General features: G+C 76.1%; 13 protein-coding genes. 5 read left to right on the top strand and 8 right to left on the bottom strand.

Annotation, left to right across the window (positions count from 1 at the left end; all coding sequences use genetic code 11):
- Positions 1-70 precede the first annotated feature (70 nt).
- From ABT263_RS32880 to ABT263_RS32870, 3 genes are all read right to left on the bottom strand, one after another.
- The gene (locus ABT263_RS32880) at positions 71-1510 is read right to left on the bottom strand and encodes a dihydrolipoyl dehydrogenase family protein (RefSeq protein ID WP_352296082.1); all 1440 of its coding nucleotides are present in this window, start codon (positions 1508-1510) and stop codon (positions 71-73) included.
- Positions 1507-1971 carry an OsmC family protein gene (locus ABT263_RS32875; RefSeq protein WP_329487004.1) on the bottom strand — a complete coding sequence of 155 codons (465 nt, stop codon included), beginning with the start codon at positions 1969-1971 and terminating at the stop codon, positions 1507-1509. Before ABT263_RS32875 ends, ABT263_RS32880 begins: the two co-directional genes overlap by 4 nt.
- 249 nt (positions 1972-2220) lie before the next feature.
- Positions 2221-2985, bottom strand: coding sequence for an alpha/beta fold hydrolase (locus ABT263_RS32870; protein ID WP_352296079.1), 765 nt, complete (start codon positions 2983-2985; stop codon positions 2221-2223).
- 135 nt (positions 2986-3120) lie between these two features.
- On the opposite strand from ABT263_RS32870, the gene ABT263_RS32865 reads away from it, so the two are divergent.
- On the top strand, positions 3121-4080 hold the full coding sequence (locus tag ABT263_RS32865; RefSeq protein WP_352296076.1) for a helix-turn-helix transcriptional regulator: 960 nt from the start codon (positions 3121-3123) through the stop codon (positions 4078-4080).
- An 18-nt stretch (positions 4081-4098) separates the two neighbouring features.
- On the opposite strand, the gene ABT263_RS32860 is transcribed toward ABT263_RS32865, so the two are convergent.
- Positions 4099-5682 carry an APC family permease gene (locus ABT263_RS32860; protein WP_352296073.1) on the bottom strand — a complete coding sequence of 528 codons (1584 nt, stop codon included), beginning with the start codon at positions 5680-5682 and terminating at the stop codon, positions 4099-4101.
- A 169-nt stretch (positions 5683-5851) separates the two neighbouring features.
- On the opposite strand from ABT263_RS32860, the gene ABT263_RS32855 reads away from it, so the two are divergent.
- Positions 5852-6508: a TetR/AcrR family transcriptional regulator gene (locus ABT263_RS32855; RefSeq protein ID WP_352296071.1), complete on the top strand. Its 657-nt coding sequence runs from the start codon at positions 5852-5854 to the stop codon at positions 6506-6508.
- A gap of 157 nt (positions 6509-6665) precedes the next feature.
- Here ABT263_RS32855 and trxA read toward each other — a convergent pair whose 3' ends face one another.
- A complete protein-coding gene (trxA, locus tag ABT263_RS32850; RefSeq protein ID WP_352296069.1) occupies positions 6666-7055 on the bottom strand; it encodes a thioredoxin in 390 nt (129 codons plus the stop codon).
- A gap of 223 nt (positions 7056-7278) precedes the next feature.
- Here trxA and ABT263_RS32845 point away from each other — a divergent pair, with 223 nt between their 5' ends.
- Genes ABT263_RS32845 through ABT263_RS32835 form a run of 3 tightly spaced genes read left to right on the top strand, consistent with a single transcriptional unit; the run spans position 7279 to position 9251 of the window.
- The gene (locus ABT263_RS32845) at positions 7279-7869 is read left to right on the top strand and encodes a hypothetical protein (protein ID WP_352296066.1); all 591 of its coding nucleotides are present in this window, start codon (positions 7279-7281) and stop codon (positions 7867-7869) included.
- A gap of 54 nt (positions 7870-7923) precedes the next feature.
- Entirely contained in the window at positions 7924-8496 is a 573-nt protein-coding gene (locus ABT263_RS32840; protein WP_502885901.1) for a sigma-70 family RNA polymerase sigma factor, read from the top strand.
- On the top strand, positions 8493-9251 hold the full coding sequence (locus ABT263_RS32835) for an anti-sigma factor family protein (RefSeq protein WP_352296063.1): 759 nt from the start codon (positions 8493-8495) through the stop codon (positions 9249-9251). The genes ABT263_RS32840 and ABT263_RS32835 overlap by 4 nt, the downstream gene beginning before the upstream one ends.
- Positions 9252-9376: 125 nt before the next feature.
- On the opposite strand, the gene ABT263_RS32830 is transcribed toward ABT263_RS32835, so the two are convergent.
- From ABT263_RS32830 to ABT263_RS32820, 3 genes are all read right to left on the bottom strand, one after another.
- A complete protein-coding gene (locus ABT263_RS32830; RefSeq protein ID WP_352296090.1) occupies positions 9377-10003 on the bottom strand; it encodes a hypothetical protein in 627 nt (208 codons plus the stop codon).
- Positions 10004-10284: 281 nt separating this feature from the next.
- Positions 10285-10839, bottom strand: a complete 555-nt coding sequence (locus ABT263_RS32825; RefSeq protein ID WP_352296060.1) for a DUF1990 domain-containing protein — start codon at positions 10837-10839, stop codon at positions 10285-10287.
- A complete protein-coding gene (locus ABT263_RS32820; RefSeq protein WP_352296058.1) occupies positions 10836-11708 on the bottom strand; it encodes a YndJ family protein in 873 nt (290 codons plus the stop codon). The genes ABT263_RS32825 and ABT263_RS32820 overlap by 4 nt, the downstream gene beginning before the upstream one ends.
- Between the last annotated feature and the right edge of the window lie 150 nt (positions 11709-11858).

The following is an 11858-nucleotide window of genomic DNA, read 5'->3' as shown; positions in this document are numbered from 1 at the left end:
CGGGGCGGGGGCGGGGGGGGCGGGGGGCCGCCGGGCCCACCCGGGGGGCCCCCGGCCGCCGCACCGGAGCTCAGCCCCGGCAGCCCTCCAGCAGGCGCAGCCACACCTCGCTGATCGTGGGGTACGCGGGCACGGCGTGCCAGAGCCGGTCGATCGGCACCTCGCCGACCACCGCGACGGTGGCCGAGTGCAGCAGCTCGGCTACCCCGGGGCCGACGAAGGAGGCGCCCACCAGCACCTGACGGTCCTGGTCGAAGACCACCCGGGCCCGCCCCCGGTAGTCGTCGCCGTACAGCGAGGCGCCGGCGACGGCACCGAGGTCGTGGTCGATCGACCTGACCCGCAGCCCGGCCCGCTCGGCCGCCTCCAGCGTCAGGCCGACGGCCGCCACCTCCGGCTCGGTGAAGACGACCTGCGGCGCTCCGGCGCTGTCGGCCGACGCGGCGTGCGCGCCCCAGCGCGCGGTGTCCAGTGCCCGCCCCTCGGCGCGCGCGACGATCGCCGCACCCGCGATCCGGGCCTGGTACTTGCCCTGGTGGGTGAGCAGCGCCCGGTGGTTCACGTCCCCGGCCGCGTACAGCCAGTCGCCGTCGACGCCGAGCACGGTGCAGCTGTCGTCCACCTCCATCCAGGTGCCCGGCTTCAGGCCGACCTGCTCCAGGCCGACGTCCGCCGTGCGCGGGGCCCGGCCGGTGGCGTAGAGCACCTCGTCGGCGGTCAGCCGCTCGCCGCCGTCCAGCACCAGCGTCACCCCGGCGCCGTCGACGCGCTCCAGCGAGGCCACCGCCGCTCCGAAGCGCAGGTCCACCCCGGCGGCCCGCAGGCCCTCCGCGACCAGCTCGCCCGCGAACGGCTCCATCCGGGGCAGCAGCGCGTCGCCGCGCACCAGCAGGACGACCTCCGAACCGAGCGCGCGCCACGCGGTGGCCAGCTCCACGCCGACCACGCCGCCGCCGACCACCGCCAGCCGCCCGGGCACGGTGGCCGAGCCGGTCGCCTCCCGGTTGGTCCACGGCCGGGCGTCGGCCAGGCCGGGGACGCCCTCCGGCAGCACCGGCCGGCTGCCGGTGCAGACCGCGACGGCGTGCCGGGCGGTGAGCAGCCGCTCGGTGCCGTCCTCCGCCTCGACCGTGACCGCCCGTTCGCCGGCCAGCCGGCCGTGCCCGCGGACCAGCTCGATGCCGGTGTCACGGAGCCACTGGACCTGGCCGTCGTCCTGCCAGTGCGAGGTGAACGAGTCGCGCCGGGCCAGGACGGCGGCCGCGTCCAGCGCCCGGTCGCCGACGGCCTCCCGCGAACCGGCCACCGCGCGGGCGCCGGCCAGCGCGGCCACCGGGCGCAGCAGCGCCTTGCTCGGCATGCAGGCCCAGTAGGAGCATTCACCGCCGACCAGTTCGGCCTCCACGATCACCGTGCGGAGCCCGGCGGCGGCGGTCCGGTCGGCGACGTTCTCGCCGGTCGGGCCGGCGCCCACCACGATGACGTCGTACTCCTCGGGGGTGGTCGTCACGTGCGGTCCTCCGTCGTGTCGATGGTCACCCCGGCGCGCAGGGCCAGGGTGACGGGCGTGCGTTCGCAGACGTCGAGCAGCCGGGCGCGCTGGTCGTCGTCCAGGGCGCCGGTGAGCGAGACGAGGCGCGAGACCCGTCCGTGCTGCCCGTCCGTCTCGTAGTCGAGCCTGACCCGGACGGCCTCCAGCGGCCACTCCTTGCGCGCCGCGTACATCCGCAGGGTGATCGCGGTGCAGGAGCCGAGTGCGGAGAGCAGCAGCGCGAACGGCTCCGGCCCGGTGTCCGAACCGCCGCGGCGCACCGGCTCGTCGGCGGTCAGCGGGTGGGTGCCGGCCAGCACGTCGACGTGGAACGGCACGTCGGCGCCGCTGCCGGTCACCTCGGCGGTGGTGACCCGCCGGAACCTCGGCGGCGCCGCGGCCGCCTCGGCGCCGGTCGTGCTGGTCGGGGTCTGGCTCATGGCGGGCGGCCTCGCTCTCGTTCGGTGGCACGGGCGCCCGGAGGGACACGGGCGCCGTGCCCATCCTGCGCCGCCCGGCCCGCCGCGCGCAGCCGAACACGCGGGCGAGTGCGCTGAGGGGCAAGCACCCGGGCGCGCAGAGGGTGGATCACCGGGCCGGGCCGCCGCGCACAGCGGCGCGCCGACCCCGCCCGGGCCGGCGGATCACCAGGCCCCCACGACCACCGGGCCACGATCACCGGGCCACGATCACCGGGCCGCGGAGCCTTCCGGGCCCACCCGCTCCGCGAGTTCCGCCAGCACCGCCGCCGTCTCCGCCGGCCGCGAGAACATCGGCCAGTGCCCGGTCGGCAGCTCCCGCAGCTCCCACTCCGGGCCGCCGAGCTGCGCGAAGTACGGATGGCCCGAGGCGATCATGGCGCGGACCTGCTCCAGCGGGAACGAGCAGGAGATCAGCGCCTTCGGCAGGTCCGCCCCGGCGCCGGTCAGCCGCAGCGGCTCGGTGAAGGTGGCGGCCGGCTGGTCGGTGGCGCGCTCGCGGACGGCGGCGCGGGCGGCGTCGTCCAGGCCGTCCGCGCTGCTGCCGGCGGCGGCGAGCTCCTCCCAGGACGGCAACGGGTGGCGGCCGTCGACCAGGGTGGCCAGCACGTGGGCCCGGTGCTCGGGCTCCCAGAGGTCGCCCAGCGCGGCGCCGTCGGGGACGGGACCGCTGTCGAGGTAGACCACCCGCCGGATCCGCTCGGGCATCCGGTCGGCCGCACCGGTGACCGCGGTGCTGCCGCCGCTGTGGCCGACGAGGACGACGTCCCACAGGTCCTCGCGGGTCAGCAGGTCGGTGAGGTCGGCGATGTGGGTCTCCACGCCGATCTCGGGCCCCGGCTCGGCGGCACGCTCGGCCAGCCCGGCCGGGGTCACCGCGTGGACGGTGTGCCCGGCCTCGCGCAGCGGGCGGGCGACGTCGTCCCACGCCCAGGCGCCCAGCCAGAAACCGGGAACGAGAACGAAGGTACTCATGGGACCACTCCTTGTCCGGGGGGGAATCCGCCGTCAGCACCGACTCTAGGATCGGAGCCGGACAGATCTCGCCCGGATGAATTCCGGATCCCGTCCGGGCCGGCACGGGCCGGCCGGCCCACGAAGGGGGAGCCGATGAACCACCCGGTCAGCCGGGTCCTGGCCCTGCTGGAGCTGCTCCAGGCCAGGCCCGGCCTCACCGGCCCGGAGCTGGCCGCCCGCCTGGAGGTGGACGAGCGCACGGTGCGCCGGTACGCCGCCAGGCTGGCCGACCTCGGCATCCCGGTGCAGGCCGACCGCGGCCGCTACGGCGGCTACCGGCTGCGCCCCGGATTCCGGCTGCCGCCGCTGATGCTCACCGCGGACGAGGCGGCCTCGGTGGTGCTCGGACTGCTGGCCGGTCGCCGGTCGGGGCTGTCGGTGGGGGAGCAGGCCGCCGAGTCGGCGCTGGCCAAGATCCAGCGGGTGCTGCCGACGGAGCTGCGCGAGCGGGTCGAGGCGGTGGAGCAGACCCTGGGGCTGACCTCGGCGCCCGTCGCCGGCCCGAGTCCGGCCGGAGCCGCGCTGTTCGCGCTCGCCGAGGCGGCCCGCCGCCGGCGCCGCGTCCGGCTCGCCTACCGCGACCGCCTGGGCGTCCCGAGCGAGCGCGAGTTCGACCCGTACGGGCTGGTCTTCCACTCGGGCCGCTGGTACACCACCGGGCTGGACCACCGCAGCGGCGAGCTGCGGACCTTCCGGCTGGACCGGATCGGGACGGCGGAGCCGAGCGGGACGCCCTTCGAGCCGCCGGAGGACTTCGACCCGGTCCAGCGGGTGGTGGAGTCGCTGGCCTCGGTGCCGTGGACGCACGAGGTGGAGGTGCTCCTCACGACCACCCTCGACGAGGCCCGGCAGCGGATCCCGCCCGTGGTCGGGACGCTCACCGCGGCGGACGGAGGCCGCGTCCTGCTGCGCGCCCGGGCCCAGAACCTCGACGGGTTCGCGGTGATGCTGGCCGGGCTGGGCCGGCCGTTCACCGTCCTGCGCCCGGACGCGCTGCGCACGGAGGTCCGGGCGCTCGCCGCCCGGCTCGCCGGGTGGGCCGAGCAGGGGTGAGCGGGCCCGGGCACCGGGTCAGTGCACGGCGGGCGCGAGCTCGTCCGTGACGGGCCGGTCCTCGGAGGCCCCGCCGCGCATCAGCCGCTGCGGCCGCCGGACCAGCAGGTAGCCGACGCCCGCCAGGGTCACCAGGCCGACGCCCAGGAGCGCGGCCCACACCTGGTACCAGGGCGCGCCGGGCGGCGCCAGGATGCTGCGCGGCCAGCAGATGTTGACCACCTCCAGCCCGGTCCACAGCACCGCCAGGGCGTTGATCACCGTGCCGGCGCGCCCGTACGAGACCTGGCCGGACGGCCGCCACACGCCGCGCAGCCGGGCCACCAGCGCGGCCACGCTGAGCAGGAAGAACGGCAGGAAGGTGGCGGCCGTGCCGAAGGTGATCAGGCTGCCCATCGCGGTGGACTCCAGCCCCAGCGGCAGCGCGGCGGAGCTGACCACGGTCGCCGCGACCAGCCCGCCGATCGGCGCCCGGTGCCGGTTGACCCTGCGGACCTGGTCGGCGAACGGGAAGACGCCGTCCCGGGCCAGCGAGTAGAGGCCGCGGGCGGCGCCGCCCTGCGAGGCCAGCAGGCAGGCGGTGAACGAGATCAGCACGACGACCACGAACGGCTTGGCGGACCAGTCGCCGAAGGCCGAGGTGACGGCGGTGGTGACCGGGTCGAGGTCCTCCCCGCGCACCACGGCGGCCGGGTCGGGGTGGGCGAGTTCCACGGCGACGGCGTTCAGGATCACCACGACGCCGACGCTCATCAGCGCCCACCACATCGCCCGCGGGACCTGCCGGCTCGCGTCCTTGGTCTCCTCGGCGGTGGAGACGCACGCGTCGAAGCCGATGAACGCCCATCCGCCGACCGCGATCACGGCCAGGAAGGCCGCTCCGGTGGAGACCCCGGCGGTGGCGGGGGCGTCCAGGAGGTCGGTCACCAGGCCGAAGCCGTGCGCCCGGAAGAGCAGCAGCAGCGCGAGCCCCACCAGCACGGAGGCGACCGTCTCGGCGGCGATGCCCAGCGAGACGAACCGGCGCAGCACGTGGACGCCGTAGGCGTTGACCAGCGTGCAGGCGAGCAGGAACGCGGCCGACACCAGCACCAGTTGCGCGGGTGTCGGGGTCACTCCGAAGAGCGCGAAGAACCAGGGCGAGGCGAGGTAGGCGACGGTGGTGTTGGCGAACATCACCGCGAACTGCCACATCCAGCCGGTCAGCCAGGCGAAGGTCGGCCCGGTGAGGCGCCGGCTCCACTGGTAGGCACCGCCGGCCAGCGGCCACTGCGAGGCGAGTTCGGAGTAGACCGCCACCACCAGCATCTGGCCGAGCAGGCAGACGGGCAGCGCCCAGACCCAGGCGCCGCCGGCCACCCCGAGGCCGACCTGGCCGACGGCGTAGAGGCCGACCACCGGGGAGACGACGGCGAAGCCCATCGAGATGTTGCCGAGCACGCCGAGGCTGCGGCGCAGCTCCTGGCGGTAGCCGAGGGCGGCGAGCCGCTCGGCGTCGGACCGGGCCGCACCGCTGTCGCCGGTCGGGCCGCCGCCGGAGGGGGCGGTGCCCGGGCCGCCGGGCGTCACGCCGCCGCGGGCTCTCGGGAGGTTGTCGGTCATGGGGCGTCCACCTTGCCGTCACCCGTGGTGAGCCCCTCGGACGGGCCCGCCACAGAAAACTAACTTTGTTAGTCAGGGACGGTAACCCCCTCACCCGGGGCAAGGGAAGAGTCGAGACCGGGCTGTAATACCGTGGGGCCGACGCAGCCGGCAGGGAGGGACGACGAGCGTGGGACGACCGACCAGGGCGTTGCTGAGCAGGGAGATCATCGCCAGGGCCGCCCTCGCCGTGGTCGACGAGCAGGGCTCCGACGGCCTCACCATGCGCGCGGTGGCCGACCGGCTGGGCGTGAAGGCGGCCTCGCTCTACAACCACGTGAGCGGCAAGGACGACCTGATCGACGGGGTCGCCGAGCTCGTCAACGCCGAGATCGACCTGGGGCCGCTCGACGGCACCGATCACCGGGAGTGGCGGACCGGCCTCACCGCCTACGTCCGCGGCTACCGCGCCGCCTTCCTGCGCCACCCCCACACCATCGCGCTGCTGGCCCGCCGCCGGGTCGGGGCCGACCTCCAACTGCTCGGCTACGAGGCCCTGCTCGGGGCGCTCGGCCGGGCCGGGCTGGCGCCCGCCGACGCCGCCGAGGTCGCCGCCGCGGTCGACTACCTGGTGCTCGGGTCCGCGCTGGAGACCTTCACCGCGGGCTTCACCCGCCCGCCGGCCGAGTACCGGCCCCGCTACCCGGCCCTCGCCGGTGCGCTGGAGGCCGCCGCCGAACGCGGCGGCGGGCCCGGCTCAGGGGCACCCGGGCTGGACGAGCGCGGCTTCGAACTCGCGCTGCGCCTGTTCCTGGACGGCCTCGCGGCCCGGCTGCCCACGCCCTGACCGGGGCGCCCCGGCGGACCGGGGGACGACGGCCCGCAACGGCGACGGGCCCGGGGGCACTCGCCACCCGGGCCTACCGTCGCGGAGTCACCCGCGCCGCCGTACGACCGGCCCCGGGCGGCTCCGCCCGCCCGGCCGGCCGCCCCGACGGCCGCGCTCAGGCCTCCGGGCCGCCGTTCTGCTCCGCCGCGACCTTGCGTTTCACCTCGGCCATGTCCAGCTTGCGGGCCTGACCGATCAGATCCTCGAACACGGCCTCCGGCAGCGCGCCCGCCTGCGAGAACACCAGCACGCCCTCGCGGATGATCGCCAGCGTCGGGATCGACTGGATGCCGAACGCGGCGGCCAGCTCCTGCTGCGCCTCGGTGTCGACCTTCGCGAAGACCAGGTCCGAATGGCGCTCGGCCGCCTTCTCGTAGACCGGGGCGAACTGGCGGCACGGGCCGCACCAGGCCGCCCAGAAGTCGATGAAGACGAAGTCCTTACCGTCCTGGCCAGGGACGATGTCGTCGAAGTTCTCCTTGGTCAGCTCGACCGTGTTGCTCATCTCGCGGTTCCTGCCCTTCCGGGGGTGGCGGTTCAGGCCATCTGCCCGGCACAACCGCGACCGTCCGCGCACTATTCCGGAGCCCCCTCCGGCGGATTTCCCGGCCGGGCGTTGAGTGCTCCGCCGTCGGCGCCCGTACTGGTGGGTGTCCGCGTCAGCGCGGTACGAACAGCGCGGCCCGTGTCCGAGCGGCCGTGCGCGTCCAGCCGGGGGAGAAGCACCCATGCGCAGCACCAGTCGCACCACCCGTACCAGTCGGATCGCCGTGCTCGCCGCGTCCGGGATCGCCGTGGGCGCCCTGGTGGCCGGGTGCGGGTCGTCCGGCTCCGGCAGCGGCGGGTCCGCCACGCCCGCCGGCTCCGGCGCCGCCCCGACCGCGCCCGCGACGCCGAGCAGCCCCGCCGCCCCCGCCGACGCCACCCTGAAGACGGCCACCGACCCCAAGCTCGGCACCATCGTGACCGACAGCGCCGGCTTCACCCTCTACCGCTTCGACCAGGACACCGCGCAGCCCCCGATGTCCCACTGCAACGGCAACTGCGCCTCGATCTGGCCACCCGCGCCGGCCGACGGCTCGGTCACCGTCAAGGGCATCGACAGCAAGCTGGTCGGCACCGTCACCCGGGCCGACGGCAGCAAGCAGATCACCCTGAACGGCTGGCCGGCCTACCGCTACGCGCCCGACAAGCAGCCCGGTGACACCAAGGGCCAGGGCGTCGGCGGCACCTGGTGGGCGCTGACCCCGGCGGGTGGCAAGGCGGGCGCCGCGAGTTCCGCCCCGAGCACGCCGGCCGCCCCCGGCGGTGGCTACTGACCCGCCCCGACGACGGTCCGGACCGGACGTGGAACCCTCGACCCGGAGGTACGGGTGCGCGAAGATGGCGTCGTGACCGACGAGCACCGCGGTGGCGGTGCGCCCGCACGCGGCGCCGCCGCACCGGACGAAGAACTGATGCGAGCCCTGTATCACGAGCACGCGGGGCCGCTCTTCGGCTTCGTCCTCCACCTGGTCGCGGGGGACCGCCAGCGGGCCGAGGACGTGGTGCAGGAGACGCTGGTCCGGGCCTGGCGCAACATCGACCGGCTCGACCCGGGCGGCGGCTCGCTGCGGCCCTGGCTGGTCACGGTCGCCCGGCGGATCGTCATCGACGGCCACCGCAGCAGCCTGGCCCGCCCGCGCGAGGTCGACCCGGCACCGCTGGAGCTGCTGCCCGCGGAGGACGAACTGGACCGCGCACTGCGGCTGATGACCATCTCGGAGGCGCTCGGGGACCTCTCGGAGGCGCACCGGCAGGTCGTCGTCGAGACCTACTTCAAGGGCCGCTCGGTGAACGAGGCGGCCGCCGAACTCGGCATCCCGGCCGGTACCGTACGGTCGCGGGTGTTCTACGCACTGCGCTCGCTGAAGCTCGCGCTGGAGGAACGGGGAGTGACATCGTGACATCGTCCGAGCCCGGACCGACCGGCTCCGAGCAGGGCCACGCCGCCGGCGGCGAGCACCTGGACGTCGGCGGCTACCTCCTCGGCCTGCTCGAACCGGCCGAGCGCGACGCGTTCGCGGCGCACCTGGCCGGCTGCCCGCAGTGCACCCGGGAGGTGGCCGAACTCGGCTTCGTGGAGCCGCTGCTGGCCGAGTACGCGGCCTCCGCCGAGGCCGCCGGGATCGACCCGGCAGGGCCGGCGCCCCGGCCGGACGGGCGACTGCTGGACCGGCTGGTCGCCGAGGTCTCGGCAGGCCGACGCCGGGGGAGGGTGCGGCGGCTGGTCCTGGTCGCCGCGGCCGCGGTCCTGGTGGTCGCCGGTCCGGCCGTCACCGCCGTCGTGGTCACCGCGGACTCCACGCCCGGCGTGGTCGCCGTCGCGGCCCAGCAGTTCACCGCCACCGACCCGACCACCGGCGCGCACGCCGTCGTCGGCGTCGACGGCAAGGGGTGGGGCAGCCAGGTGAGCCTCGAACTCTCCAACGTCCAGGGCCCGTTGAGCTGCGATCTGGTCGCCGTCTCGCACACCGGGGAGCGCTGGACGGTGACCAGCTGGAGCGTCCCCGCGGCCGGCTACGGCACCACCGGCGCGGCCCCGGCCGCCCTGCGGACCACCGGCGGCACGGGCCTCCAGCCCACCGACATCGACCACTTCGAGGTCCGCACCCTGGACGGCGCCACCGTCCTGGTCACCGTCCCGGTCCACCCGGCCTGACCCGGGCGCGGCCTCCCCGCTGTCCTCGCCCAGGCCCCCGGGCGGGCGGGGGCGGCCGCCGTCTGCCGTACGGACCGCGTCGGTCCGCCCGGCGGTCGGGCGGGCGGCGGGTCGGGGGGCCGGTGCTACGCCTCCCCGGTGTCCGCGCCCAGGCCCACCGCGCGGGCGAGGGCGGCCGCCAGCGGCGCTCGGCGGTCGGGACAGTGCTCCGCGGCCCAGGCGTCGGCCAGCCGCAGGAAGGCGGCGAGCTCGTCCGCCGCTCCGGTGACGAGGCGGCGCGGTCCGTCGAGCGGCAGCTCGATGACGGGACCGTCCGGGACGGCGCTGTCCGGGATCAGCCGCACGAGCGTGCCCTCGCGCCGGGCCTCCGGAGCGGGGCCGTGGCCGAAGAGGGCGAACCCGTCGCCGTCCAGGACTTCGTACCAGTCCCGCCACTCCTCCAGCCCGTTGCAGCAGCCCGGACGAAGGACGGTGCCGGTGGCCGGGTCCAAGACCCGGAAGCCGCCGGGGGCGGCCGGGTACTCCGAGGTCAGCAGGCCGTGCAGGAACCGGCCGGCCGGGTCGCCGGATCCGGCCGGTTCCTCGCCGGGGCCGGGCTCGGCCTCGTTGTGGTCGGCGATCTGCATCACCGCCGTGCCGACGTCGGCCGGGCTCATCGCGGCGCCCAGCGGGAGGAAGCCGTACGGCTCGTACGGGCCGACGGGCCAGAGGTCGAAGCCGTCGCGGCCGGGCGTCTCCAGGACGGGCTGCATCTCGATCACCGGGCGAGCCTGACGGACCCCCGCTCGGGACTGCGCCCCATTTTCGGGAGTCGTGCCCCCGGGGCTTCGGCTGCGCCGGGTCGATCCGGCACGCCGGCCGGTGTCCGCCGCTCCGGTCCGGTCATGCGTCGCGGCCGGCACCTGCGGTTACCGCCTCGCCTGAGCCCGCCGGCTGCGGAGGATACCCGGGCCGATCCGGAACGCCGACCGTGCGCCGCACCACCCGCCCGCGCCCCCCGCCCGCACCCCCCGTCCGCGCCCCCGGCCCCCGGCTACCGCCCCGCCGACGCCCGCTGTTCCGCCACTGCGACGATCCGGGTCAGGGCGCGGGCGCAGCGGCGGGCGAAGAGCCGCTGGCCCAGCGGGAGCAGCGGGCCGGCGAGGTGGGCGAACCAGCGGTCGGGGCGGCTGAAGGCGTTCACGGTGAACCAGACGGCCTTGTCGGGGCCCATCTCGACCAGGAAGGTCTCCTCGCCGACCGCGAGGTGCCCGCGCCGGGTGCCGTACGCGAAGCCGAAGCGGTCGGGGCCGTCCGCGCTCCAGATCACCCGGCAGGGGGCGGCGGCGCGCACCGGTCCGAGGCCGATCGCACAGGTGACGGCGGTGCCGGGGGTGGCCCGGGTGGCTTCGGCGGCGATGCGGACGCCGGCGGCGCGGTGCATCCGCCAGTCGAGCACGGCGGCTCCGGCGGCTTCCAGGGCGGCGCGGCCGTGGCCGATCAGGGCGCGGTGGCGGAGGTGGTGGTAGCCGCCGGGCAGCGGGCGGTCGGGGGAGGTACTGGCGCCGGTCTCGGGGTAGTTGAGGTCGGTGGCCCGGGGGCGGTTCATCGCAGGGCTTCCTTCGGGTGGGGGAGGCGCGTGGTCGGCGCCTGGGGTCGGGCGAGGCGGCGCCAGGCGAGCAGCGAGCAGAGCGCGAAGCCGAGGGCGTTGCCGACGCCGTGGGTGGCGGCCATCCAGGTGAGGGTGGGGTGCGGGATACCGGAGGCCTCGCCCAGCGCCCACCAGAGCGCGAGCAGCATGGTCGCGGCGAGGACGGCGGAGGCGGTCCCGAGCAGGACGGCGGCGGGCCGGTCGGCGGTGCGGGTGCGCAGGTCCCGCCAGGTGAGCAGGCCGACCAGCCACATCCCGGTGGTGAGCACGACGGCTCCGGCGAGTTCGGCCCAGTCGTCGACGAAGTAGCCGGCCAGGACGAGCAGGGTGCCGAGCGGCACGCTGAGCGCGGCCCAGCGGGCGGCGGCGCTCTCCGGCGCGGCCCGGCAGACCAGCCCGGCGACCAGGGCGGCGGTGAAGCCGGCGTAGTGGAAGTGCGGCACGGTCAGCGCCAGGATGTCGAGGTCGAAGCCGAGGAGTTCGTGGCCCGAGCGCTCGGCGACCAGTGCGAGCCCGGCCACCGAGGGGGTGGCGAGGGCGGTGAGCACGGCGATCTCGCGCGGCGCGAGCGAGCGGGTGCGGGCGAGCCGGGCCGGGGCGTGGGCGGCCAGGGCGAGGGTGCCGAGCGCGTAGAGTGCGGCGCAGCCGGTGGCGAGGCCGCCGCGCGGCAGCCAGAGCGACAGTGCGCCGGGGACGGCGGCCAGGGGCCAGAGCCGGCGGACGCGGGCCAGCCCGGGCTCGTCGATCAGGGTCAGGCCGAGCGGGATCACGGCGCCCATGCCGAGCAGCACCAGCAGGTCGACCAGCTCCGCGGTGCCGCTGCCCATGATGGCCGCACCCCTTCCTTGAACACGTTCAAAGCCTTGCGTCAGTGACTGTACGCAGGACACTTGAACGTGTTCAAGTCGAGCTGTATCCGCCTCCCCTGGTGCTCGCGCCGCCGGCGGCGCACTCTGGAGAAGGAATCTCTGGAGGTG

Source organism: Kitasatospora sp. NPDC001603, from assembly GCF_040298365.1.
Lineage (GTDB): Bacteria > Actinomycetota > Actinomycetes > Streptomycetales > Streptomycetaceae > Kitasatospora.
Note: the sequence above shows the minus strand (reverse complement) of the source record. Positions and strands in the feature narration are given on the sequence as shown.

What these genes read in the sequence shown, in the direction of transcription:
- ABT263_RS32825 (WP_352296060.1), bottom strand. Translation starts at nt 10,839, where the DNA reads ATGAACCGCCCCCGGGCCACCGACCTCAACTACCCCGAGACCGGCGCC.
- ABT263_RS32865 (WP_352296076.1), top strand. Translation starts at nt 3,121, where the DNA reads ATGAACCACCCGGTCAGCCGGGTCCTGGCCCTGCTGGAGCTGCTCCAG.
- ABT263_RS32820 (WP_352296058.1), bottom strand. Translation starts at nt 11,708, where the DNA reads ATGGGCAGCGGCACCGCGGAGCTGGTCGACCTGCTGGTGCTGCTCGGC.
- trxA (WP_352296069.1), bottom strand. Translation starts at nt 7,055, where the DNA reads ATGAGCAACACGGTCGAGCTGACCAAGGAGAACTTCGACGACATCGTC.
- ABT263_RS32875 (WP_329487004.1), bottom strand. Translation starts at nt 1,971, where the DNA reads ATGAGCCAGACCCCGACCAGCACGACCGGCGCCGAGGCGGCCGCGGCG.
- ABT263_RS32830 (WP_352296090.1), bottom strand. Translation starts at nt 10,003, where the DNA reads ATGCAGCCCGTCCTGGAGACGCCCGGCCGCGACGGCTTCGACCTCTGG.
- ABT263_RS32860 (WP_352296073.1), bottom strand. Translation starts at nt 5,682, where the DNA reads ATGACCGACAACCTCCCGAGAGCCCGCGGCGGCGTGACGCCCGGCGGC.
- ABT263_RS32845 (WP_352296066.1), top strand. Translation starts at nt 7,279, where the DNA reads ATGCGCAGCACCAGTCGCACCACCCGTACCAGTCGGATCGCCGTGCTC.
- ABT263_RS32870 (WP_352296079.1), bottom strand. Translation starts at nt 2,985, where the DNA reads ATGAGTACCTTCGTTCTCGTTCCCGGTTTCTGGCTGGGCGCCTGGGCG.